Source organism: Myxococcaceae bacterium JPH2, from assembly GCA_016458225.1.
Classification (GTDB): domain Bacteria; phylum Myxococcota; class Myxococcia; order Myxococcales; family Myxococcaceae; genus Citreicoccus.
Window position 1 is genome coordinate 218837 of the sequence record JAEMGR010000015.1, and the last position, 24730, is coordinate 243566.

At 69.4% G+C, this 24730-nt stretch carries 19 protein-coding genes; 6 read left to right on the top strand and 13 right to left on the bottom strand.

Annotated elements, in window-relative coordinates; genetic code table 11:
• The 5 genes from JGU66_23025 to JGU66_23045 all read right to left on the bottom strand — a co-directional run bounded on the left by JGU66_23025 (nt 1) and on the right by JGU66_23045 (nt 3977).
• On the bottom strand, nt 1–1095 hold the full coding sequence (locus tag JGU66_23025) for an alpha/beta hydrolase (protein ID MBJ6763653.1): 1095 nt from the start codon (nt 1093–1095) through the stop codon (nt 1–3).
• A 99-nt stretch (nt 1096–1194) separates the two neighbouring features.
• On the bottom strand, nt 1195–1833 hold the full coding sequence (locus JGU66_23030; GenBank protein ID MBJ6763654.1) for a hypothetical protein: 639 nt from the start codon (nt 1831–1833) through the stop codon (nt 1195–1197).
• Between the two features lie 129 nt (nt 1834–1962).
• Nucleotides 1963–2433: a MarR family transcriptional regulator gene (locus JGU66_23035; GenBank protein MBJ6763655.1), complete on the bottom strand. Its 471-nt coding sequence runs from the start codon at nt 2431–2433 to the stop codon at nt 1963–1965.
• Between the two features lie 184 nt (nt 2434–2617).
• Nucleotides 2618–3205 carry a protogloblin ApPgb gene (locus JGU66_23040; GenBank protein MBJ6763656.1) on the bottom strand — a complete coding sequence of 196 codons (588 nt, stop codon included), beginning with the start codon at nt 3203–3205 and terminating at the stop codon, nt 2618–2620.
• Nucleotides 3206–3320: 115 nt separating this feature from the next.
• Nucleotides 3321–3977 carry a winged helix-turn-helix transcriptional regulator gene (locus JGU66_23045; protein MBJ6763657.1) on the bottom strand — a complete coding sequence of 219 codons (657 nt, stop codon included), beginning with the start codon at nt 3975–3977 and terminating at the stop codon, nt 3321–3323.
• Between the two features lie 90 nt (nt 3978–4067).
• Here JGU66_23045 and JGU66_23050 point away from each other — a divergent pair, with 90 nt between their 5' ends.
• A complete protein-coding gene (locus JGU66_23050) occupies nt 4068–4424 on the top strand; it encodes a hypothetical protein (GenBank protein MBJ6763658.1) in 357 nt (118 codons plus the stop codon).
• A 13-nt stretch (nt 4425–4437) separates the two neighbouring features.
• Here the strand turns inward: JGU66_23050 and JGU66_23055 are convergent, their stop codons facing one another.
• Genes JGU66_23055 through JGU66_23065 form a run of 3 tightly spaced genes read right to left on the bottom strand, consistent with a single transcriptional unit; the run spans nt 4438 to nt 7704 of the window.
• Nucleotides 4438–4887 (bottom strand): SRPBCC family protein, encoded by a 450-nt coding sequence (locus tag JGU66_23055; protein MBJ6763659.1) that lies wholly within the window; start codon nt 4885–4887, stop codon nt 4438–4440.
• Between the two features lie 38 nt (nt 4888–4925).
• Nucleotides 4926–6266: a carotenoid oxygenase family protein gene (locus JGU66_23060; protein ID MBJ6763660.1), complete on the bottom strand. Its 1341-nt coding sequence runs from the start codon at nt 6264–6266 to the stop codon at nt 4926–4928.
• A gap of 28 nt (nt 6267–6294) precedes the next feature.
• Nucleotides 6295–7704: an MFS transporter gene (locus tag JGU66_23065; protein MBJ6763661.1), complete on the bottom strand. Its 1410-nt coding sequence runs from the start codon at nt 7702–7704 to the stop codon at nt 6295–6297.
• 153 nt (nt 7705–7857) lie between these two features.
• Between JGU66_23065 and JGU66_23070 the strand changes: the two genes are divergently transcribed.
• Complete coding sequence (locus JGU66_23070) at nt 7858–8550, top strand: TetR/AcrR family transcriptional regulator (GenBank protein ID MBJ6763662.1); 693 nt, start codon at nt 7858–7860, stop codon at nt 8548–8550.
• Nucleotides 8551–8628: 78 nt separating this feature from the next.
• Here the strand turns inward: JGU66_23070 and JGU66_23075 are convergent, their stop codons facing one another.
• Genes JGU66_23075 through JGU66_23085 form a run of 3 tightly spaced genes read right to left on the bottom strand, consistent with a single transcriptional unit; the run spans nt 8629 to nt 17700 of the window.
• On the bottom strand, nt 8629–9726 hold the full coding sequence (locus tag JGU66_23075; protein ID MBJ6763663.1) for a fatty acid desaturase: 1098 nt from the start codon (nt 9724–9726) through the stop codon (nt 8629–8631).
• A 23-nt stretch (nt 9727–9749) separates the two neighbouring features.
• The gene (locus tag JGU66_23080; GenBank protein MBJ6763664.1) at nt 9750–16202 is read right to left on the bottom strand and encodes an SDR family oxidoreductase; all 6453 of its coding nucleotides are present in this window, start codon (nt 16200–16202) and stop codon (nt 9750–9752) included.
• A 16-nt stretch (nt 16203–16218) separates the two neighbouring features.
• Entirely contained in the window at nt 16219–17700 is a 1482-nt protein-coding gene (locus tag JGU66_23085; GenBank protein MBJ6763665.1) for an SDR family oxidoreductase, read from the bottom strand.
• A 408-nt stretch (nt 17701–18108) separates the two neighbouring features.
• Between JGU66_23085 and JGU66_23090 the strand changes: the two genes are divergently transcribed.
• The 4 genes from JGU66_23090 to JGU66_23105 all read left to right on the top strand — a co-directional run bounded on the left by JGU66_23090 (nt 18109) and on the right by JGU66_23105 (nt 21611).
• Nucleotides 18109–20055, top strand: coding sequence for a RecQ family ATP-dependent DNA helicase (locus JGU66_23090; protein ID MBJ6763666.1), 1947 nt, complete (start codon nt 18109–18111; stop codon nt 20053–20055).
• A 108-nt stretch (nt 20056–20163) separates the two neighbouring features.
• Nucleotides 20164–20952, top strand: coding sequence for an N-acetylmuramoyl-L-alanine amidase (locus JGU66_23095; GenBank protein ID MBJ6763667.1), 789 nt, complete (start codon nt 20164–20166; stop codon nt 20950–20952).
• A gap of 67 nt (nt 20953–21019) precedes the next feature.
• Complete coding sequence (locus JGU66_23100; GenBank protein MBJ6763668.1) at nt 21020–21355, top strand: hypothetical protein; 336 nt, start codon at nt 21020–21022, stop codon at nt 21353–21355.
• A 46-nt stretch (nt 21356–21401) separates the two neighbouring features.
• Nucleotides 21402–21611: a hypothetical protein gene (locus tag JGU66_23105; GenBank protein ID MBJ6763669.1), complete on the top strand. Its 210-nt coding sequence runs from the start codon at nt 21402–21404 to the stop codon at nt 21609–21611.
• Between the two features lie 98 nt (nt 21612–21709).
• Here JGU66_23105 and JGU66_23110 read toward each other — a convergent pair whose 3' ends face one another.
• Entirely contained in the window at nt 21710–22852 is a 1143-nt protein-coding gene (locus JGU66_23110; GenBank protein MBJ6763670.1) for a type II asparaginase, read from the bottom strand.
• Nucleotides 22853–22869: 17 nt separating this feature from the next.
• Nucleotides 22870–24567: a bifunctional aspartate transaminase/aspartate 4-decarboxylase gene (locus JGU66_23115; protein MBJ6763671.1), complete on the bottom strand. Its 1698-nt coding sequence runs from the start codon at nt 24565–24567 to the stop codon at nt 22870–22872.
• Nucleotides 24568–24730 lie beyond the last annotated feature (163 nt).

Here is a 24730-nt window from a genome sequence, read left to right on the forward strand (position 1 = left end):
TCACGGTCCGCGCGGCGAGGAGCCCTCCGAGAGGAAGCGGAGGGTCTCCGCGAGCAACAGGTCCCGTCCCTTCTCGGGGCGGTCCAAGTGCACGAAGTGCGTCGCCCCCGGAAGCGTGACGGCCTTCACCTGGGCCGCGTGCGCCAGGTGCTCCTGGAGCCGGCTGACGTCCTCGGGCCGGCTCCAGAAGTCCTTCTCCGAGCGCACGATGAGGACGCGCGCGGTGATGGGGGCGGCATCCCAGAGCTGCCGACCCGTGGCGAGGTAGAAGCTGTCCTCCAGCGCCCCCGAGGGCGCGCGGAACGCGGGCGGAGTCCGCGTGTTCGCCAACGGGTCGCTCGCAAGGGCCTCGCGCTGAATGGCCGCGGCCACCTCGGGCGAGCGCCACTGCGACTTGTCCTCGACGGGGATGGAGCGATCCCACACCCCCAGGAGCGAAGCCGCCGTGTTCCAGCGGTAGGCCTGGAGGCCCTCGGTGTTGAACTGACCGGGCCGCTGGGGGTCCTCGAAGTCCGTGCCCCGCCCGAGCATCGCGTGCTGAGCGCTCCCCGCGTACAGCGCGTTGAGCATGAGCAGGTGGCTGACCTGCTCCGGATGGAGGCTCGCGTACATGCCCGCCCAGTGGCCTCCCGTGGCCCAGCCCACGAGCGCCACCTGGGGGGCTCGCGTGCGGCGCTTCACCCACGCCACCACCGCGTCCAAGTCCTGCACGACCTCGTGAGAGCGAACCAGCGTCGGCCCCGCCGCGGGGACGCTCATCGCCTGAGGCCGGGTGGAACCACCGTACCCTCGGGCATCCATCACGTAGACCGCGTGCCCCGCACGCGCGAGGTCCTGGGCGAGCGAGCCTCCCTCGACGGGCAGGTCGAACGAGGCCCAGCCCGGAATGCGCGCGCCGTGGAGCAGGATGACCGGTGGCAGCGCCTTCCCCCTCACCGAGGGGTCGCGCACCTCGCGCACGGAGAGCCGGATGCCAGGCTCGCCCGGCACGAGGAAGTCCTCACGCACCACCGCCGCCCAGGACCTGCTCGCCAGCAGCGCGAGCACCACGAACATCCCGCGCGTCCACACCCTGCCCTGCTGCCACCCCTGCATCATGAACCCCTCGCGTGGGCATGTTCCCACGCGAGGCCCACGGCGCGCACCCAACGCCCCGCGTGCCCGTCCATTCCAAGGACGGGCAGCGGGCTCGGGTCAGTTGAGCCGCTCGAGCGCGGCGGGCAGCTCCTTCATGGCGTCCGCCAGCCCCACCTCGAGCTGCTCGAAGATGGGACGCCAGGGGTCTGGCTGCGGCTTGCCACGCGGCTCCGTGGCGAGCTGAAGCCGCTGCGCCACCTGGAGGACGATCCGGAGCGCGTCGGGTCCTCGCGGCGGAATCCGGATGAGGCGTCCATTGGCCGTGATGGCGAAGCCACCACCATCCCTCGACACGCCCGGGCTCAGGTAGACGATGACCACCATCTCCCGCTGCAGCGCCTCGGTGGCGAAGTTGGCCTGCGGCACCATCTGTCGCCGCACCTCGGTCGCGAGGTCCGCCATCCGCTGCTCGACGCGAGGCCGCAGGGCCTGCTCCTCCGAGTCCTTGGAGTTCTCCAGCCGGTCCAGCAGCACCGCGTTCGACAGCAAATCCAACCACCGCACCGCCAGGGGCCCCGTCCAGGGCGGGATGCGCCCGAGCGTCCCGTTGGGAAGGATGACGAAGCCACCGCCATCCCCACCCACGTTGCCAATCAGCACGGACGTGCCCGCCTGCGTGCCACCGGGCTTCACCCCGTGACCGCCTCCACACCCCACGCTCAGCAACAACAAACCCAGCCCGAGCATGCGCGACATGTATGTCAATGACACCGTGGTACCCCCTGCCGTGAGTGCTGCATGGGAAGAAGCCAGGAGAGGGGCGCTTGAGGATGACCAGTCATTTCCTGGCTCGTTGGCAGAACGGCCCTCCCGCAGTCCCTTCGCTCAATCCGATTCCCGCGCCTCGGCCTCGACCTGCTCCGTCCGCTCGACGAGCCCGCGCAAGGTCGCTCGGCACTGCGCGAGTGCCTTCTTGCCCAGCCCCTCGCTCACCGCGTTGGCCCAGCGGGACTGGCGCTCCCGCGGCCGGTCCATGGCGGCGCGGCCCGCGCGCGTCGGAGTCAGCAGCCGCGCCGACCTGTGCGCGGGGTTGTCGAGATAGGGGGCCCGCCCCTCCGAGACCAGGATGTCCGCCAGCCGCTGGACGCTCTGGCGCGCGAGCCCCATGTTGCGGCCAATCTCCGCGACGGTGCGCGGCTCCTCCAACGTGGCCCCCAGCACCTTCCAGCTCGCGGCCGTCAGCCCCGCGGGGACGGCGATGCGCGCGGCGGCATCCATGAAGCCGCCCGCGAGCCGGCACACCCAGAGGACGCTGTCGGTCAGGAGGGACGCGGCTTCGCTCTTCGCGACGGGCATGCTCAGGGGGGCCTCCGACTCCAGGCCGGCGAGGAAACGCCGGATGGCATCCTCGACCATCGCGGGTTGTTCGCGCTGATGCCAGTGTCCCGTATCGGACACCACCTGATGCGGGACATCCGCGCGCAGATGGCAGAGCGCGTTCGCGTTGTCATTCGCGGTGCTGGCGAGCGCGAGGCCACGGCTAGAAGTCGCCGTCCTTCACGTAGGGGTGGCTCCAGAGGGTGACCTGGAGCAGGCAGGACTTCACCCAGGCCGCGTGCATCTTCTCCACTTCCTCCGGGCCATGGCCCTGCCTGGCGAGGAAGGGCTTGAGCGTGAAGGTGACCGGGAAGATGAGCGCGAAGAGGTTGCGGAAGGGGACGATGTCCGTCGAGGCCGCGCCGTCGGTCTGGTTCTTCTTCGTGCGGTGGTGCCGCAATCCCATCTCATGCTGGTAGTCGAGCCACGCCTGGTCGTACTCCGCCCGCGCGGTGTCGAGGATCCACATCCCGAAGCGCTTGCGCACGCCCGCGAGGTAGTCTCCCAGGGGCTTTCCATCCTTCTTCCCGGTGAAGGACGCGAGCAGGTGCGCATTCGCTCCGACAAAGCCATACCAGACGTCCAGGATGGCCTCGACCTGGTCCGCCACCACGGCCCGCGACATGCGCAGGTACTTCACATCCTCCTCGCCGAACAACACGCTCTGCTGCATGAGCGCGAAGTCCGCGAGCGAAACGGGGGACCGCGCAACCGCCGACGAGCCATACGTGTAGCCGGGAATGCTGTTCATGACGCTGCTCTCTCCTGGTGGAACTGCGGATGGTGGAGCTTCGGGCGCACCTCGCCCCGGGCCGCGTGCGGGAAGCGCGCGGAAATCTCATCGCGAGGGCTGGGAAGAACCGCCGCTAGGGCGTCTGGCTGAAGCGCTGCCAGTTCTGGGTGCGGAGGGGCTCGGGGGCCTCCTCCTGCTCCGGACAATCTCCACGCAGGTGGCGATCCGCCAGCGGCGCATCCACGAGCGCGCAGTGATGCGGGAGCGCGCCCGGGTGCACCCGAGGCCGGAAGTGCGTGCAGGTGATGCACATGCGGTGGGCGGAGATGTGGCCCTCTTCCTGGAGCATGCGGATCATCTTCAGCAGCCCCGCGTTGAAGACCTCCTGCTCGGGAGGCGAGAGCGTGCCCACGGCGTCCGCGAGGAACTCGGGCCACGCCTTCGACTTGCGCGCCGCGGCACCACCTGGAGACGTGAGGGACACCAGGCTCGCTCGGGGATGGCGAGGGTCCGGCGACTTGGTCACCAATCCCTTCTCAACCAGGGCCTTCACCGAGTCACTGATGGTGGGCAGGGACAATCCCAGACGCGCGCTCAACTCCGAGCCGCTCAGCGGTCCCTCCGCGAGGGTGGCCAGAATCTGCCCCTGCGTGGGGGACAGCCCCTGCGCGTTGGCCTGCGTCCAGCTCTGGTGCTTCAGCGCCAACCCAATCTTGCTCAACGCCTGACCAATCCGCTCCGACACCGGCGTCGAGTTCTCTTCGAAGAAAGGCGGCAGGCGAGTCGACATGCCCCAGAACTAACTTAGGAGTCCGAAGTTGTCAAACCCGAGGCTCCGCCCTTCCTTGAGCGACCCAGGTGGGGTCGGTACGGTGGCCGCATGAGAACCGTGGAGGAGTGGAAGGCCACCCTGCGCACCGCGCTCAAGAACGCCCTGCGCAATCACGAGACCCACGGCGTGGCCGTCCTGCGGGAGCTGCTCGCCGCCATCGACAACGCCGAGGCGCCCGACCTGAGTCACGCGCCGAAGGCGGTGCTGGGTGAGGTCGCGGGAACCGCGGGTGGACTGGGAAGCGGCGAGGTGCCCCGTCTCCTCCTGTCCCCCGAGACCGTGCGCGCCCTCGTCCAGCGAGAGATTCAAGAGCGCCGGGACGCGGCGGCCCAGCTCGACAGCCTCGGCAAGCACGCCGAGGCCCAGGTCCTGCGCGCGAAGGTGGACGTGCTCCTGGCGCTGTGACGCGCCGCCGTGCTCACGACGCGGCGGCCTCGGCCCGGGCTCGGAGGTGACCGAGCCACGAGGTGATGGCCGCCGAGAGCATTCCCCGCAGGGCGTCCGCGGACTCGCGAACCCCCGTGCCGTTCCATGACTCCTGAGTACGGACGACACACGTGCGCCCCGCCGCATCACCGGGTTCGAGATTCCAGACGTGGACGCCCGTGATGCCCTGCGTGTCTCCCGACCAGCCGAGCCGCTTTCCGACCTCGACCTCGCCGAAGGTCGAGACGATGGCGAGCCCCGCGGTCGTCCAGCGGAACGACGCGCCCACCGCCACGGGACCGCTCAGCACGGCGGTCGAGATGTCGGGGTTCCAGGTGGGCCACCGGTCGATGTCCGTGAGCAGTTCCCAGACACGGCTGGGCGAAGCGGCGATGTGAATCTCCTCGGCGACGATGACGGGTGCGGCGCGATCGATGTCCATGGGGGTGGCTCCAAATGACGTGAGGGAAGGCGTCACGGTCAGACCTCCGTCGGAAGCCATGAGCCGTGGACGCCCGCGGGGACGTGGCGGGGAAGCTCGACCACGGCCACCGGCTCTCCGGCGAGGTGGGTTGCATCGAGCACGAGCAACTCCGCCGGCGACTGGTCGGCGTGGCTCACCACGGTGAGGAGGTAGCCGTCGTCCTCGCGGGCAGCCCGGGCGGAGGGCACGAACACACCCTCGCTCGGCATTTGTCCGGGGCCGAAGACTCGGAGGTCGCGGGTGCCCGCGGACAGCGCGTGCTTCGCCAGCGCCCACGGCCCTTGCTCTCCCTGCGGAAGCGCGAGGGAATACCCATACTGGAACGGCCGCCCGAGCAGCGCCGGATTGATGGAGGGGAACTCGACGACGAGGTCGTCCACCTGCCGAGAGGTGGCCGCGCCGCTCCGCGAGTCCAGCGTCCAGCGCCAGTGACTCGTCCCAGTCAGGGGATGAGGCCCGCGGTCCGCCTGTCCCGCCCACCACGCCGTCGAGCGCTCCCAGGAGCCGCGGTCGAAGGCGGGCGCGTCGACGATGATGCGACCGTCCGCGTCCTCATGCGCATTCGTGACGTGGAGGATGTAACGGGCGTCGACCTCGAACCAACGGACGTCGCCGCTCGCGCGCGACATGACGCCGATGCGCGCGGGGGAGTCGCTGTTCCACGAGAAGGGCATCCCCGACGTGTTCTGCATGTCGAACACCACGGGCATGTCGAACCAGATGATGTGATTCGCGGTGATGGCGAAGTCATGCATCAGCGAGGGACCCGCGCCCGGCACCACCTCCTTGCGGATGACCTCTCCCGTGGCAGAGGCCACGTAGTAGGTCAGGTGCGGAGGAAAGGGCCCGTAGCCGAAGAAGTGCAGCTCGCCGGTGAGCGGATCCACCTTCGGGTGCGCCGTCATGGGCGTGGTGAGCTTCCCGGCGAAGTCGTAGACGCCCACGGTGTCCAGCTCGGGCGTCACCTCGAAGGGGAACCCCGCCTCGTTGAGCGCGAGCATCCGACCCGCGTGACGAATGGCGTGCGTGCCCGCGCTGTGCGCGGTGAAGTCAGGGCCCCGCTCGGTCATGTAGGGCGCGCCGTCCAGGGCGGGCGTGCGAACCCACCGGTTGCGGTAGGACTCGGCGCGGCCCTCTCGCAGGCGAATGCCGTGCAGCATGCCGCTGCCCTTGAACCAGTGGATCGGCGTGACGCCCGGCTTGGGGTTGTGGCCGTTGCGCACGAGCTGCCCGTTCAGCTCGGGAGGCAGCGTGCCGCGCACGCGCAACCGGGTGGCGGTGAGTTCGTCGGGGACAGGCGTGAAGGAGCCAGACAGGAACGGAGGAGGGGTGGTCATGACGGGTTCTCCAAGGGATGAGCGGGATTCAGCGGCGGGGTGAGGGGACGCGCAGCGCCAGGAGCGCGGCGAGCCCGGTGAACAGCGAGGCGGCGAGGAAGGCCGCGCGATAGCCCTCGGTGAGGGCGAGGACTCCGGGCGCCGCGGCGCTCCCGGTGCGACTGGCGGAGAGCGCGAGGAGCAAGGCCAGGCCCACGCCGCCGCCCGCCTGCCGGGTGGTGCTCACGAGCCCACTGGCCACTCCCGCCTCGGCGGCGGAGACCCCCTGCGTGGCGAGCCGGGTCAGCTCGACGAAGGCCACGCCGAGGCCAGCCCCCACGAGGAGCGACGGGCCGAGGATGTCCGCGACGAACGAGCCATCCACCGCGACGCGCCCGAACCCCGCGAGCCCCAGCGTCAGCATCACGAGTCCAGCGAGCAATGTGCCTCGGCTGCCCACCCGCTCATGGATGCGACGCACGAAGGCCGAGGCCACCATGAAGGACACCGCGAGCGGCAACTGCGTGAGTCCCGTCCGCAGGGGACCAAAGCCAAGGACGCGCTGCTGATAGAGCGGCAAGAAGAAGAACAGGCCAATCCACGCCCCGCCCACCAGCGCCATCGCCCCATTGGCGAGGCGCACGCTCGGGTGCGCGAAGAGGCTCGGGCTCACCAGCGGCGTCGCGCTGCGCCGCTCCACCTGGATGAAGGCCACGAGCAGCAGGGCCCCCACGGCGAGGAACCCCAGCGTGCGGAGCGACAGCCAGCCGGCCTCCGTGGCGCCCGAGAGGCCCGCCGTGAGCAAGCCCAGCGCGCCGGTGATCAAGATGGCGCCCGAAGCATCGAAGGACGCGCGGCGGGTGTCCTCGGGCTCCGCGGTCCCGAGGAAGCGGCGCATCGCCAGGGCCACGAACACGACGGGGACGGCGAACCCCAAGGCCGCGCGCCAACCCGAGGCAGCCGTGAGCAGTCCTCCCGCGATGACGCCCACCGCCCCGCCCGCCCCCGACACGCCACCCCATACGGCCAGGGCCGTGCTCCGCGCCCTGCCCTCTGGATAGGTGGCGAGTGCGATGGACAGGGCCGTGGGAGACACGACCGCGGCGCTCGCGCCTTGCACGCCCCGTGCGGCGATCAGACTGGCAGCGCCCGGCGCCAGCGCGGCCAAGAGCGACGCCAGACCGAAGGCCGCCAAGGACACCTGGAACACCCGCTGGCGCCCCAGCAGGTCCGCCACCCGTCCCCCCGCGAGGAGGAACCCACCGAAGGTCAGCACATAGGCGTTGATGACCCAGCTCAACTCCGCCGACGTGAGCCCCAGGCTCAGGCGAAGCGAAGGCAGGGCGATGTTGACGATGGAGGTGCTCAGCACGACGACGAACTGAGCCAGGGCCAGCGGGACCAGCGGCCAATAGCCATCCATCGCGGCCACTCGGGGCCGCGTGCGGGAATGAGTCATGACGTTGCTCGTGGGTGCTGCTGCGCGGAACTGCTCGGGCACGACCGTCTCGGCCCCGGGCGGGGTCGCGAGCTACAGGGCCTTCACTTAGTTAGACCATATAACTAAACTGACACCATGACGCAATAGCGTGTCCCTATTACGCTCCGCGGCATGACTTCCCCTCCCCCCACCCGGCGCGAGCGCATCCACGCGGAGACGGTCCGCGAGATTCGCGACCTCGCCCTGCGACAAGTCGATGACGGTGGACTCGCGACGCTGTCGCTCAACGCGATTGCCAAGGAGATGGGGATGTCGGGCCCCGCGCTCTATCGGTACTTCGCGTCGCGCGACGCGCTGCTCGGCGCCCTGCACACCGAGGCATACGGCCAGCTCGTCACGGCGCTGCGAGAGGCGGGCGAAACGTCCTCGGGACGCGCCCCCATGGCGAGACTGAGCGCCTACGCCCTCGCCTATCGCGGGTGGGCGCTGAAGCACCCACGCCGCTACGCGCTGCTCTTCGGAGAGCGGCCGGCGACCTTCACGGACCCCACCGAGGCAATCTCCGAGATTCACGAGGGCATGCTCCTCCTCCTGCGAACCCTCGCGGACGTGGTGGGCGAGCGGCCCCACGCCAAGGCCTCGGATGAGTTGGAGCGTCAGCTCACGGACTGGGCGCGACGACGCAACCCTCAGGAGCGCTTCGCGCCGCGCGTGCTGCGGCTCGGGGTCCTCTTCTGGACCCGCCTGCACGGCATCGTCAGCCTCGAGCTGTCCTCCATCTTCAAGGACATGGGGCTCGACGGCGGCGTGCTCCTCCAGGAAGAGGTGAAGCACCTGCTCGATTCCGAGGGTGCACGCCGCTAGGGCTCGACGTCCGCATGGGCCGCGGCCTCCCGGAGAGACGGGCTCCGGGAGGCGCCTGCCGACGCAGGGAACACTCCCCTATGCCGATGACCTCGGGGCCAGCAGTCGCTGGCGCAGCGATTCCGTCGTCACGGAGGGCGCTCCCTCGGGCCCCATCAGCGTGTGCCCATCCGTGGGGGAATAGAGCGCCGGACGCGCGTACAGCAGCCGCAGCGCCTGGAGGTGCGGATAGACGGTGGATGCGTCCGCGTTGAGCGCGCGCACGTGCTCACGCACCAGCGGGGCGAACTTGGGGCTCATCGCCGGGAAGATGTGATGTTCCTGGTGATAGCTGAAGTTCAAGTGGAGCCAGTTCATCACCGGGTGCGTCTCCACGCTGGCCGTGTTCACGAAGGGGTTGTCATTGTCCTCCGACGCGGGCTGCAGCCAGTGGTTGGTGGCGATGTAGATCATCAGGGTGATGTTGGCGAAGACGAGCGGAAGCACGAGCGCGTAGAGCGCGCCCCGCGGCCCCATCACCCACCCGAGGCAGCCCCAGCCCAACGCGAGCAGCACCGTCAAGGACCGCTCCCGGAGCCGACTCAACCGGACGTGTCGGAACTGCGGCTGGTCGCAGTGGTACCAGAGGAACGCTTGTCCCTGCGCGGTGAAGAACAGGCTGAAGCTCACGTAGCTGAGCCAGTTGCGCGAGCCCGGTGAAATCGCATGGAACAGCCGGGCGAACAGATGGGTGCGGAGGTCGGGCTGGCGCGGAAGGATGTCCGGATCCTGCGCGTGGACGTTGGCGGCGCTGTGGTGCGCCTGGACATGCCATGCACGCCAGTTGCCGGGCGTTACCAGGAAGGGACTGAAGCCCAACCAGCCGATGAGGTCTTCGAGCCGCCGGCTGCGGAACACCGCGTGATGCAGGGCCTCATGCGCGGCCAGCCCCACCGTGGTCACCAACTGCCCCACCACGAAGGACAGGAGGAAGCAGGCCCAACCGGGCAGTCCTCCCCACGCAATCCACCCCATCAGCACCATGCTGAGCGGCACCAGCGACAGCGCGATGACGCCTCGGTGGGGTTGGGGCTTGAACGCCTCCGCGGGGAGGAGGCGCCGCAGCTCCGAGCGAAGCAACTTCGGGTCATCCACGGGAACGGGAACGGTCGACATTGAGAGCGCGGTCGAATTCATGGGTCACCGATGAAGAACGAAGTTCAGGCCATGGGCCGCGCCAGGCCGCCTTCGAGCAACATCCGCAGGCGTCCCGCGTCATCGATGGCCGCGACCGTGCCGCAGCGAAGAACGTCCCCCTCCAATCGAGGCGTGAGCGCTTTGAGTGAGAGGTGCGGAGGCGCCCCGCTCTGGCCTGTCACCAGCCCTCGGTCGAAGGTGGCTCGCTGGAAATGCGTGGGCGCGAAGACCGCGTCCGACACCCCCTCGACATGCATCGCGCTCAGCCGCAGCGCCGCGTCCATGACGAGCGCGGGAACCGCGTCCCCGGCCTGCCCCGGTGTCGAGGGGAGGCCCAGCTTCGCGAAGCGCGCCGACCGGTCGAGCGTGATGTCCGTCAGGCAATCGAACATCTTCCGCAGCTCGATGGGCCCACCGGTGGCGCAATGCGGGTCGTGCGCCGGGATGCCAGCGCCCGAAGGAGTCGCGAGGTCCAGCCACGGCTCCCCCCGAGGTGCGTCGGCCGTCAGCGTGAAGCGGGCCTCGGCGTAGACGAGGTCTCGCTCCAACACCACGCCGGTCGCGTGGACGATGTCGCCCGTGAGCTTCACCTGGACGACGAGCCGCGCCTTCGAGTCCTCCAGCGTCGTGCACTCCGCGCGCAAGGCCTGCTGGCCTCCGGGCTTCACTCGGATGAAGCGTGAGAAGCGGACGTCCTCGATGGTGACGGTGCGCAGCTCCGGCCGTTGGTCGCCGAGTGCTTCACGCAGCATCAAGTCCAGTGCCCATGTCCCGGGCAACGTGGGCGTGCCCCGAACCAGGTGGTCCGACAGACACGGGACCCGCATGGCATCCACCACCACGTCACGCCGCACGGGCCCACGCCCCCCACTTCGCGGAGCTTCGGGTGGGAGCAGCTCCAGCGAATAGAAAGCACGCTCGCTGTCGGTGAGCTGCACGTTGATGGGCTCGCTCGGCTGTCCTTCGACGAGTTGGAGGAACAGCGCCTCCCCCTCCTCGGCGCGGATGCCTCGGAGCTGACGGCTGGCGCCCAGCACGCGGTACTCCGAGCCGCGCGTCATGCCGATTCCATCCCAGGCGAGCCACCCCACGCTGCACCAGCGCACCTGCTGACTGGCATCGCTGACCCAGGCGCACAGGCGATCCAGCGCCTCGTTCGCCGCGCCGTAGTCCGCTTGCCCATCGTTGCCAAAGAAGCTGAAGGCGGACGTGAGGACATGGAAGGACACCGGCTTCGTGAACCGCCGCTCGCACGCGTCCCGGAGGTTCCGCAGCCCGAGCAGCTTGGTGCCCAGGTTCGTCCGCAGCTCGGAGAGCCGACGCCGGTTCAGCTTCTTGGAGGTCTGCGTTCCGGCCCCATGCACCACGAGGTCCAGGCGCCCCTCCTCCCGGGCGATTTCATCCATGACCCGCGCCACGTCCTCCGGCTTCGTCACGTCGGCGACGCGGTAGACGGTCCGCCCCGGGAGCCGCGCGAGCCCCTCGAGGGTGGCTCTCAGCTCACGCACGGCCAGGTAGCGCTCGAAGCGCGCGCGCAACTCCGGCATCCGCGCCGCGCGGTTGGCGGCCAGCTCCGAGGCATAGAACTCCCGCTCCACAGTGGGCAGTGCGTCCTCCGTGGCTCGCAGGACCTGCTCAGGGGCATCCGATGGACCGCTGCGCCCCAGGAGCACCACCTTGCATCCGTAGCGCTTCAGCAGCGCCGCGGCGTGGACCGCCGTCACACCTCGGCCCCCTCCCGTCAGCAGGACCACGGAGTTCGCATCGAGCAGGGCCGCACCCTGTGCCGGACGCTCCGTCGGACGCAGGCGACGAACGCAGCGCTGGGGCCCGTCGAAGCAGACCTCCACCGAAGGCGCTCCCTCCTCCTCCGAGCCAAGCTCGATGAGGGCTTGGGCAAGGGACTCCTGAAGCGTCCCTGCCGACGTCGCGATGGCCCGAACGTTTCGAGCAGGGACCTCCCGCGCGATGGACTTGAGCATTCCGGCGAAGAGGCCCGTGACGGGGTGAAGGACCCGTCGCGGCCCCACTCCGCCCACGCACACACTCGCCAACTCGACCTCTCCCGCACGGAGGCGCTCGTAGGTCCTCCGCGCGACGAGGAAGAGCAGCTCCAGCACCTCATGACGCAAGGCCGTCTCGGCGACGACCTCCGCCTCGCGAGCATCGGACTCCGGTCGGCAGACCGCGAGGATGACCTGGGGCTCGAACGCGAGCGCCGCGAGGCCCGCTTCGGCCGCGTCCTCTCGTGACAGGTCGATGCCTCGCACCCGACCAGCGCCACCCGCTCCACCCGTGTGGAGGATGAAGTAGTCGGGACCACACAGGGACTCCGCATGGTTCGCGATGGCGCGGGCCATGGCCTCGTCTCGCGCGAGGAAGAGCACCCGGCGCCCCTTCAACCGCGGAGCGCCCGCGGTACGCACCGGGCGCTCGACGAGCACCGGCGCGTGATAGCCAATGGGCGCGGAGTGGTCGAAGCCCTCGGACGCCTCGGCCACGACGGGCTCCGGCTGCGCACTCGGCGAGGAGGCGCGTGCAGGTGTCATGGGCTGGAGTTGAAGCTCCAGCCGCGCACCCGTCGCCGCCTCCGGATGGAAGCGCAGTGTGGCGGCATGGCCCTCTCCCGCCGCATGCAGGGCGCGCAGCAGCGCCAAGGCTTCCCCCGCGGAGTGTGCGGGCAGCTCGATGTGCGGAGCCGCTGAGGTCGAGTCCACGGAGGACGCCCGCAGGCGGCAGAGCGGTGTCAGTCCGCGCTGCGCGGCAGTCGCCTCCGTCGTGACCGCGAGCAACACCATGCCCTCGGCTGGCGAGGATGCGCTCTCCTGGGCTCCGGGCCGGAGTACGTGCGCGCTGCCCACCAGCACCATCTCGAAGCCACTGTCCAAGATGCCTCGCGACGCGCGCAGCGCCGCCGCCAGCGACGCACCCGCCGCGTCGACGACGAAGTTGGGTCCCTTGACGTCGAGCGCTCCCGCCACGCGTCCGGGCGTGACGTTGGGCATCATCCCCTGGAGCGTGTACGGCCCGGAGGGACGCAAGGAGTTCAGCACGGTGTCATGGAAGCGCTCCGCGAGCGGCTTCAGCGCGGCTCCCTCCGACGCGCGTCCCGCGAGCGCGAGCAGACCGCGCCGCGTGGAAGAGGCGAGGACCCGCTGGATGGCCTCCACGCCTCGCCGTGTCTTTCCCTCCAGCCCGAGCACGATGGCGGTCCCGGCCTTGAGCGCATCGAAGCCGTTGAGCTTCTGGACGAGCGCGCTCGCGACCGAGAGCGCCACGCCTTGCGTCAAATCCATGTCCTCGGAGATGTCTGGCAACAGCCGCACCGTGGATGGCAAGCGGAAGGCTCGCGTGTCGAAGCGCGTCCCCGCTTCCGCTGGCACTCCCGCGGTGGGCACTCCCTTCGCGTCCGGGAACAGCCCTTCCGCCGCGACCACCACCAGATTGAGTCCCTCGGTGGTCCGAGGCTCGACCCGGCGCGACGCCGCTCCTTCTCGATACTCTTCCAGCACCAGGTGCGCGTTGGTGCCGCCGAAGCCAAAGCCATTGGTCGCGGCACGGCGCGGATGCACGCCGTTCTCCGGCCAGGGCTGCTCCTGTGTGGACACCTCGAAGTCCGAGCCGAGCGCGCGCAGCTCGGCGCCCGCGTGGTCGAAGTTCGACTGCTTGGGGAAGCACCGGTGCTCCAGCGCCTTGCACAGCTTGATGACGGATGCGGCACCCGCGGCCCAGCCCACATGGCCAATCAGCGCCTTGACGCTGGCCAGTTGGACGCTCTTGCCCTGGCCTCCGAAGATGCGCGCCATCGACTTCAGCTCCGTGGCGTCTCCCGCGGGCGTGGCCGTCCCGTGCGCCTCGATGTACTGGATGGTCGCCGGGTCGACCTGAGCCGCCGCGTAGCAAGCCTTCATCGCGGCCACCTGTCCCTCCGAGCGAGGGACGTTCGCGGAGCTGCTCCGCCCATCGCTGGAGAGCCCCGCGCCACGGATGACAGCGTGGATCCGAAGCCCGAACGCGAGCGCGTCGGACACTCGCATCAACCCCACCACGCCCGCGCCTTCTCCGAAGATGACTCCGTCCGCGCGCGCATCGAAGGGACGACTCCCCGTGGCGGACAGGCCATTGAACTGAGAGAACAGGCAGCTGTTGCCAGGGCCCGGAGAGAAGACGCCTCCCGCCAAGACGAGCCGCGCGTCTCCGGCTTGGAGCGCCTTCATCCCCAGCGCGATGGCATAGAGGGACGAAGCGCACGCGGCGTCGAGCAGCACCGTGGAGACGCCCGAGCCCACCACCTCCGTCACCACCGACTGGAGCGTCGGATGCGGCGCCAGCGCGGAGGAGTGAGACGTGACGCCCAGCACCGAGCGCGCCGCGCGAGCCACGACCTCAACGTCCGCCGAGTGGAGCCCCTGAGCACGAAGCAGGGACTCGCCCGCCTCGATGCTGAGCGCGGCATCGTAGTCCGCGGATCCTTCGGCCGTGGATCCCAACAGGCACTGGATGCGCCCCGCGCTCCACGCGGTGACCTCTCCCAAGCCTCGCACGGCTTGCGACAGCGCGATGGCCAGCAGCTTCTGCTCGCGCACGTAGCCCTGGAAGCGAGAAGGCGACAGCCCGGGAGGAGCCACCAGGTCTCCATCCCGCACCGCGCCCGTGAGGAGCGTATAGGTGCGGTCCGGCGTGCCCGTGGGCCCCACGAAGTCCGTCACCAGCGACGGATCATTCACGCCGGGGTCGACGATGCCGCTGATGCCGCGTCGGATGTTCTGCCAGTACGCCTCCGGGTCCTTGGCCCCACCCGGGAGCATGCAGCCCAGGGCCACCACTGCGATCTCCGCGTCAGCATCAGCCCCGGTCTCACGCGTGTCGCGCACCGGAGCAACGGGTTCACGACGCGGAACCTCCGTGGGCATCGGCTCCGGAAGCGCGCTGACGAGGGTGCTCGTCTCGACCTGGGAGTCCAACGGGAGGATGCGCCGGACGATGCGCGCCAGCCGGCCATCCGTCCCACAATCCACGAAGCGCGTGCAGCCCGCGCGCGCCAGGGTCTCCACCGCACCGAAGAAGTCGAACGGACGCACGAGGTGAGACGCGAGCGCGGAGGCCAGCTCACCCGGCTCACCGACATAGGCGCGTCGCTCGATGGGCGAGTACACGAGCCCCTGGGGCGACTTCATCGTCACGCGGGCCAGCGAGGCGCGGAACACCTCCGCCGCGGGCGCGAGCCCCGAGTGATGGAACGGATAGCGACTGGTGACGAAGGTGAACCCCTGTCCCCGCTGCTCCAGATGGCCCCGGAGCCGCTCCAGCTCCGCGCGAGCACCCGAGACCACGGTCTGCCGCGCGTGGTTCAAGCCCGCGAGCTCCAGCCGCTGCGCCCCACATTCCGCGATGGCCCGCTCCGTCTCCTCTTTTCCCAGGGCCACTGCGGCGAGCGTGCCCAGGTCGTCCTTCACTGTTTGCAGCGCGCGGATGCGCAGACACACGACCTCCGCGCCCCCACGCATGTCCAGGGCCCCCGCCGCCGTCAGCGCGGCGATCTCCCCGAAGCTGTGTCCCACGAACACGTCCGGCGTCGCGCCGCCCTGGCGCAGCCATCGGGCACCGAGCACGCCCGACAAGAAGATGCCGAGCTGATCCATCAAGGGTGCGCGCTCCAGCGCCGCTTGAACCGCCCCGGCATCCGAGGCCGCGAGCAGCGGTGCCGCGTCGAGTCCATGCAGGCGCGCCACATCCACGACCGAGGCCAGCTCATCGCGCAGCTCGGGCTGGAGCACCTTGAGCCGCACGAAGAGCGCGGGGTCGAAGGAGCCCTGTCCCGCGAAGAGGAAGACCGAGGCGCCCGGCGCCAGTCGAGGCTCGGGCAAGGGGACGGGATGCGCGGGCCGCGTGGGAGTCGAGGCCTGCGTCTCCTCCACGATGCGCGCGCTCCCCAGCGGCGTGGGGCCCGCCAATAGCTCGCGGGCGAGCTGTCGGAGCGAGTCCGGGAAGAGACCATGGGTCGAGGCCCCGCCTCGCAGCACCCGGTCGCGGAAGCTGTCCTCCGCCTCTGGCTCGAACATCGCGCGCAGCGACTCGAAGCAGGGACGGAAGGACGCGGGGAAGGAGCGGAGGTGACCCGAGTCCCGGTCCGCGCACAGGACGGTCTGGTAGCCGCAGGCCACCGGCGTCCCATCCTTCTTCAGCGTTCGGAAGCAGAAGCGCACGGAGACTTCGCCCAGCTCCTCGAACGTGGTCAGCACCACGAGCGAGTCGCCCAGGTTCGCGGGCGCGAGGTTGCGCGAGTACCCCTCGTAGGTGAGCAGGAGCACCCGGTCGAAGTCGCGCCGGAACTCGGGGACCTCGAAGAAGTGGGGGCTGAAGAGCAGGTGCTCTCGGCCCGCGCACTGGAACTTGAAGTTGGTGAGGAAGTGATGGCTCCCGTAGGCCATCGTGTCATCGAAGTGGATGTCGTACGGGACGGCGAAGTAGCCCATGGTGGTCCGTCCCCTTTCAGGCGTCGAGCGTGGGCTGCGCGCGCCGGCCATGTCCGTTGGAGGTCTGGGCGTCCGCGCCCGGCAACAGTCCGTCGACGGTGCCGGAGAGCCCGGCGTCCACGACCCAGATGGCGCCGTTCACCCGCTGCGTCTTCGAGCCCAGCAGCAGCTCCGTCACGTCGGCCACGTCATCCGCGCTGCAGAGCACGCCGCCTGGCGTGGCGGCCTCCCACCGGGAGACCCGGTCCGCCGCGTCCGGGAACATCTCCAGCAGCTCGCCGTGGACGGGGCCCGCGGACACGCAGTTGGTGCGAATCCCGTCGGGCGCCAGCTCCGCCGCCAGATAACGCGTGAGCGATTCGACCCCCGCCTTCACCACGCCCTGGCAGCCCAGGTCGTGCATGTACCGCTGGGACATGGACGTGGACATCGTGACGATGGAGCCGCCCCCCCGACGCGCCATCAAGGGCCGCGCGCGCATCGCGCACTCGTAGGTGCCCGTGATGCAGGTGCGGAAGGCCTTGTCCCAATCGCGTGGCGTAATCCGATCGAACGGGCCGATGAGCCCGTTGGACGCATTGCACACCAGGAAGTCCAGCCCGCCGAACCGCTCCGCGATGGCGGAGAACATCCGCTCCAGGTGCTCCTCCTGCGCCACCGAGCCCCACAGATGCAGCGCCTGTCCGCCCGCGGCGAGGATCTCCTGCGTGGTGCGCTCCCCCTCCTCACGCGAATGGAACGAGTTGACGATGACCGTGGCCCCAGCGCTGGCGAGCCGCGTGGCGATGACCTTGCCAATGCCCTTGCCGGACCCCGTGACGAGGGCGACCTTTCCCTCGAAGGGGGCACGCGCGCGAGGCGCCTTCGTGACGGGCGCCACACGCGGGGCGGCCGGCGCCTCGACAGGAGGCGCGACGGGGGCGGGCTTCCCCTGAACCCTCGCCGCCTCGCAGATGGCGGCGATCGTCCGCAATCGCTGGGACGGCTTCGGCGCCTGGGACAGCCCCAGCTCCTTGACGAGCACCGCCAGGACCTCGGCCTGCTTCACGGAGTCGATTCCGAGTTCGTCCTCCAGGTCCGCGTCCAGCGTCAGCAGCGCTTCGGGATAGCGCGTCACGCGAGCGAACACGGCGCGCACGCGCTGCTCGAGATCCGCCGCGACCGCGACGGGAGGCAAGGGAGCCTTCTCCTCAACCGGCACGGGGATGGGCGCGACGACCTGAGCCGGTCGAGCCTCCCTGAGCAACACGTGGACCTGCTCCGCCATGGCCCCCAACGTCCGGGCCTTTCCACTGCGCGGCAGCAAGTCCGTGGGAATGGCGAACTCACGGCAGACCACAGCGACAATCTCGGCGAGCTTCACCGAGTCGATTCCCAGCTCATCCTCGAGCTGAGCCTCCGCGGTGAGGATATCCAGGGGATAGCGGGTGACTGACGCAGCACAGCGGCGAACTCGCTCCAGGACTTCGCCGCCCGACAGCAAAGAAATCGCGGACATTCTGAGCCTTCTCGGTGAGCAACAGCACGGGGTTGAACGAACCGCGCACGTTGTGCCCTGGGGGACTGACATTTGTGCGAGCCCACACGCTCAACCCGTCTTGTTCCGAGGTCTTGAGCCATCGCGTCCGCTGTCGCCGCCGAAGAAGCCACCGTGCGAGAAATCCGGTGCGGCACCCACCTCGAGGAAGCGGCGTGCCACATCGCCACACGCCATGACGCGCGATGCAGCGCGGCGAACCGCGAGCCGCGCGCACACGCGCGCACTGCGGGCCGAACGAATCCGCTCGACCTCGAACGCGCATCCACATCAAGAACAGCGCTTGACGGTGGAGTGCGCCTCCGGAAAGAGGTGCGGCACCTCATCGACTCGGTGGGACAACGCCGCCACGTCGGCGAAGGATGGACGATGCAAGACGACACGCTGAGCACGGTGCTGCGCGAGCGCTTCGGGCTGCACGACTTCCGCCCTGGCCAACGCGAGGTGCTCTCGCGGCTGTTGCCACCGCACGGCTCCGCCCTCGCGGTGTTCCCCACGGGCGGCGGCAAGTCGCTCTGCTATCAGCTCCCCTCGCAAGTGCTCGACGGGCTGACCGTGGTGGTGTCGCCGCTCATCGCCTTGATGAAGGACCAGCTCGACGCCCTGGAGCGCCGAGGCATCCGCGCCGCGCGCCTCGACTCCTCCTTGTCCCTGGAGGACTCGCGCGAGGTGACGGAGGCGCTGCGCGCGGGCTCGCTCAAGCTCCTCTACGTGGCCCCCGAGCGATTCAACAACGAGCGCTTCGTGGAGCTGCTGCACGGGCTGCGCATCTCGCTCTTCGCCGTGGACGAGGCCCACTGCGTCTCCGAGTGGGGCCACAACTTCCGTCCGGACTATCTGAAGCTGGCGCAGGCCGCGCGCGCGTTGAAGGTCGAGCGCACCCTGGCGCTCACCGCCACGGCCACGCCCTCCGTCGTGCGCGACATCTGCCAGGGCTTCGGCATCCCAGCGGAGAACGCCGTCATCACCGGCTTCTATCGAGACAACCTCGCGCTGGAGACCACGCCCACCTCCGCCGAGCTGCGAGACGCGCTGCTGCTCGAGCGACTGCGGGCGCGCGCACCAGGACCCACCATCATCTACGTGACGCTTCAGCAGACGGCCGAGCGCGTGGCCACACTGCTCTCCGCGAAGGGCTTCCCCGCGAGCGCCTACCACGCGGGCATGGAGCCCGAGGCTCGCGCGCAGGTGCAAGAAGCCTGGACGGCCTCGGCGTCCGGCATCGTCGTGGCGACCATCGCGTTCGGCATGGGCATCGACAAGGCGGATGTCCGCTTCGTGTACCACTACAACCTGCCCAAGGGCCTGGAGAGCTACAGCCAGGAAGTGGGCCGCGCGGGACGAGACGGACAGCCATCCATCGTGGAGCTGCTCGCGTGCCCGGACGACGTGCCCACCTTGGAGAACTTCGCGCTCGGAGACACGCCCATTCCTCGCGCGCTTCGGGGACTCGTCACCGAGTTGCTCGACGCGGGCCCCGAGCCCCACGTGGACCTGTATGCCCTGGGCCTGCGCCACGACCTGCGCCCCTTGGTGCTGCGCACCGCGCTCACGTATCTGGAGCTGGCGGGCGTGCTGCGACAGGGCACGCCCTACTACGCGGGCTACAAGGTGCGGCCCCTCGTGGCCTTGGAGGAGCTGTTCGGGCGCTTCCAGGGCGAGCGCGCGCGCTTCGTGCGCGACCTGTTCTCCCACGCGAAGAAGGGCCGCACCTGGTTCACCTTCGACATGCAGGCCGTCTCTCAGGCCCTGGGCCAGCCGCGCGAGCGCGTGATGAAGGCGCTCGACTACTTCCAGGAGCAGGGGCTCGCGGAGACGCAGGTCTCCGAGCCCCGCCAGCGCTACTCGCGCCTGCGTCCCCACGAAGACGGCGAGGCGCTCGTCGCGATGCTCCAGCGGCGGTTCGAGCAACGCGAGACCCAGGAGCTCTCACGCGTCCAGGAGGTGCTGCGACTGGTGACGCACGCGGGCTGTCAGACGAACGCGCTCGTGGCCCACTTCGGCGAGCAGCGCGCCCGCCCTTGCGGACACTGCACCTTCTGTCGCACGGGCGCGGCCCAGTCCCTGCCCGCGCCGCGCGCGCGCGCCGCGCCTCGTGAGCAGCTCGACACCCCCACCTTGCGCGCGCTCATCGCGCGACACCCCGACGCCCTGGGCCACCCGCGACAGGCCACGCGCTTCCTGTGTGGCCTGAGCAGCCCCGCGATGACTCGCGCGAAGCTGGGAGGCCACGCGCTCTTTGGGGCCTTGGAGGAGTGGCCCTTCGCGCAGGTCCTCGCCTGCTGCGAAGCGCTCACGCGTGAAGCGTCGGCTTGACGCGTCACGAGGCGGCCTCCGCAACGCATTCGCAGAATTCGACACAACTTGCCCGCACACGGGCCGATAAACCTTCATCTCCCCACGCAGTCCCCCGGACCTCTCCCCATGGTCGGACCCTTCTCCCGAATCATTCGGAACACCGTTCTGCGCCCGCTCGGGCTCACCTCGTCGTCGCAGCCCACGGCGAAGGCAGCACCCACGCCCACTCCTGGGCCGACGCCGAAGCCCACGGACACCTTCGAGCCCTCGAAGAAGCCTCAGCCCACGCCGTCTCCGAGCCCAGGCCCTTCGCCGACGCCGCCTCCGCCTCCGGCGCCGCTCCAGCCGCTGACGCCGCCGTCGACGGATCCCACCAATCCCACGCCGCCGATGGTCGTGCGCCCCTCGAAGAACTTCAACGACCGGCCCGCGGGCCAGGACATCGACTCCATCGTGCTGCACCACACGGCGGATGGATCCGACAAGAGCAGCCTGGAGACGCTCACCGGCAAGGCCAGCTCGCCCTGGGGCAAGGCGAAGCTCTGGTACAAGGAGCACCGCGGCGGTCCCGTCAGCGCCCACTATGTGATTGGCAAGGACGGCACCATCTACCAGCTCGTCGGCGACCAGAAGCGCGCCTGGCACGCCGGAGAGGGCTCGCTGCCGGGCAAGCCCGGCGACGTGAACAACCGCTCGATTGGCATTGAGATCGTCAACGAGGGCGACGGCAAGGACGCCTACACCGAGGCCCAGTACAAGGCCCTGGAGCAGCTCGTCCCATATCTGGCCAAGCGCTACGAAGTCCCCGTGGGCAACGTCGTGGGTCACAAGGACATCACGAGCAAGAAGCACGACCCCTCGCCCAACTTCGACTTCGACCGCATCACCCGCGCCACCGAGAAGAAGGTCGGGTAGCACCGCGCCGAGGCTCGGTGGCCTGAGGGCCGCGAGGGCGTTACGCTCTCGCGGGCTGGAGGTCCGCATGAGCCACGGACGTCGAACGCGGGGACCCGTCGACCGGGTCTCCGGCATCTCCCGAGCGGAGGGCGCCGATGCCGTCCTCCGCGTGCGCGCCACCGAGCGCGTGAACAGCGCCGCGCCCGTGACGCAACGCAACGGAGTTCGCCGCTCGTTCGCCGAAGTGATGGAGCGACAGGCCCGAGGGCTGCACGGCGCCGAGCCACTGCCCTCCCCCACCCGTGGGCCGCCACTGCCCGCTCCCCGCCGAGGCCGCGAGGACGAAGCCCTGATGCGCGTCGAGCAGAGCCCCGCGTCCTTCGTCCACCTGTTGTGGTGGAAGCTGAAAGGCCGCGGATAGCACCGTAGGTGAGTTAGGCTTCACATCCCCCAACCGGAGGTAGGCAATGCGATTGTTGGCTCTCGTGGGTCTGGTCGGTCTGGTGAGCGCCTGTGGCGCGGGCAACGAGGAGCAGCCGAGCAAGGACGTCTCTGCTCAGGGTGCTCCCGAGTCGTGGTGCCGCAGCTACACCACGCAGCAGTTCTGTCCGAAGAACATCTGCGCCTGGTACAGCACCCCGGCGCCGGGCCACTGCGGCCTGCCGGCGACGGAGTAACTCCGCGTCTGGCAGTCTGAACTCATGACGTGACGAAGTCCGCCTGCCTCGGAAACCCGTTTCGAGGCAGGCGGTTTTCTTTTGCGAGTCCCGCGCGCTCAATAGCTGTCGAAGGCGGCCTGGACCTTGTGGGGGTCGGTCGTCTGGGTGAGCGCGAGCTGGAGCAGCACGCGAGCCTTGGGCGGGTTGAACTCCCCCGAGGCCACGAAGCCCATCGAGTCGTCGTTGATTTCGTTGTTGCGCAGCACGAGCCCCGTGGGAACCCGGCTGCTGCGCACCACGACAATCCCTTTCTTCGCCATCTTCGCCAGCGTATCGATGGCCTGTTGGGTCATGTTCCCGTCACCCACGCCCGCGATGACGAGCCCCTTGGCGCCATTCTTCACCGCCGCCTCGATGAGGTCCGGGCTCATGTTCGCGTGCGCGTAGAGGATGTCCACGCGGGGCAGCTTCTCCAGCTTGGCCACGTCGAACTCCGACTGCGTGGTGTGCTTCTTGTCCATGCGCTCGAACCAGTTGATGTCCCCCGTGTGCACCACGCCCACGGCGCCTCGGTTCGGGCTCTGGAACGTCTCCACGTTGGTGGTGTTCATCTTCGTGACGTTCCGCGCGGCGTGGATTTCGTCGTTGATGGCCACCAGCACGCCGCGCCCCCGCGCGTTCGGATCCGCGGCCACCGCCACCGCGTTGTAGAGGTTGCCGGGGCCGTCCGCGCTGATGGCCGTGGCCGGGCGCATCGACCCGACGAGCACCACGGGCTTGTCACTCTTGACCACCAGGTCGAGGAAGTACGCGGTCTCCTCCATGGTGTCCGTGCCGTGCGTCACCACCACGCCGTCCACGTCGGGCGAGGCGAGCAGCGCGTTGACTCGCGCGGCCAGCTTCAACCAGACAGCGTCATTCATGTCCTGGCTGCCGATGTTGACGACCTGCTCGCCACTCAGCGACGCCAGCTTGTCCACGTTGGGCACGCTCTTGATGAGGTCCTCCACCTTGAAGGCCCCGGACTTGTAGCCGTACTGCTGCGCGTTGCCCTGGGAGCCCGCGATGGTGCCTCCCGTGGCGACGATGCGCACCTTGGCCAGCGGCTTCTCGGGCTTCGCGTCCTTCGCGTTCGGGGCCGCGGCGGGAGTCTTCTCCTGCGGGGGTGCCTGTCCCTGCCCTTGCGCCACCGCGAGCACGGGAACCGCGAGCCCCCAGATGACGAGCCAGCTCCTCAAGACACTGCCAAGACGTCTCATGGTCGAGCCTCCCGGACTCAGTGAATCGTGCGCGGAGGAGCCCCCCCGGACTCCCTCCATTCCTTGATGGCCAGCAGCACGACCTCCTTGAGGTCCTTTCCGATGCGCGGGTAGGCGTCATCGTCCAGGTTCGCCAGGGAGACGCGCGCCGACCACGGCGGGCCGTCAAAGCCGCTGCCATTGAGCAGCACCGTGCCATAGCGCCGCGCCAGGGTGAACACGATGTCCAGCGGGTCGTGGTGTGCTTCCACGAAGTCGACAAAGTCCTCCCCGATGTGCTCCCGGCACCACGCCTCCAGGTCGAGCGTCTGGTAGTAGGCCGTGCGCAGCGGGTCGTCGCGCAGGGGGATGCCCATGCCCTGGAAGAGGGCCTGCAAGCGGTCCTGGCAGATGCGCTGGCAGCGCTTCTTGTAGGCGTCCTCCTTGTCCAGCAGGGTGAAGAGGGAGAACAGCGCCATCTGGAGCTGCTGCGGCAGGGAGAGGCCCGCGGTGTGGTTGAGCGCCACGGCGCGGCTGTCCGCCACCATCCGGTCGATGAACTTGAGGTTCGCGGGCTCCAACGCGATGGAGCCATAGCGCGCGGTCAATCGCGCCCGCTCGGCCTGGGGCAGCCGCGCGATGGCGGCGTCGATGACGTTGTCCTCGTGGAGCGCGACCACGCCCAGCCGCCACCCCGTGCAGCCGAAGTGCTTGGAGTAGGAATAGACGAGGAGCGTGTTGTGCGGCAGGTCCGCCGCGAGCGAGCGGAAGCCTTTGACGAACGTGCCGTACACGTCATCCGTGAGGATGATGAGGTCGGGGCGCTTGGTGCGCACGAGCCGCACGAGTTGGTCGATGGACTTCTGCCGCATGGCCACCGCGCCGGGGTTGGACGGATTGACCACGAAGAAAGCCTTCACGCGCGGGTCCTCGAGCTTGCGCAGCTCCGAGTCCGGGTACTGCCAGGTGTGCTCGCCGTGAGAGGTGGTCTCGCTCTGGAAGACATCGACGGTGCGGAAGGCGAACTCGTCGAGGCGAGGAATCTCCAGGTAGGGCGTGAAGATGGGCGCGCCCAGCGCGATGGTGTCTCCCTTTCGGAGGACGCCGTTGGCCACGAGGGACGAGAAGATGTACGTCATCGCGGCGGTGCCGCCCTCGGTGGCGAAGAGGTCGAAGCGGCCCGGCGGTGGCGAGCCGTCGCACATCTCTTGAGCGAGGTATTGCTGCACGATGCGCTCGGTATGGACGAGCATCCGGTCCGGCACGGGGTAGTTGTCACCGATGGCCGCGTCGGTGAGTTCCCAGATGAACGCGTCGGGGTCGAACTTGAGGGTGGAGGTGGCGTAGTCGAGCGCGTCGCGCAGCAGGCGCACGGCCGCGTTGTCCTCGCGGCCGGCGAGGAACTGGCGAAAGCGTTGAGCAATCTGGGGAGACTTCGGCATGCCGCCGAGTCCGACGTCGGGCTCATTCCAGACGCGTCGGCTCTCGGTGAGGGCGAACTCGCCCAGCAGGAAGAACGCCTCGCGCGGCGTGAGGGCCACCCAGTTGGGATTGCCGCGCCCGGCGTTGAGCATCACGGCGGCGCGTGTGCGGACGGACTCGTCGGCCAGTTGGATGAGTTCGTCCTTCAGCTCGAAGGGGCTGAGCTTGTGATACTCGCTCTCGGGAATCGTCTCCTCGCTCACGGTGCCTTCCTCTCGTCGCTGGGGCCCACGGGTGGCCCGCTCACGGGCCAACGGTGGGCAGTGCCCCAGGGCGATGCCAGGACAGAAGCACCCAAGCCCAGCGAAGCGCCGGCCCCCTCGGTCCCCCCGAGTCACCGAGACTTCACGCGGGCCCGAACGACGGGCCGTTTCCTCGCCCACCCCACCCCGCGGGGCAGGTGGGCAAGCGCATCCA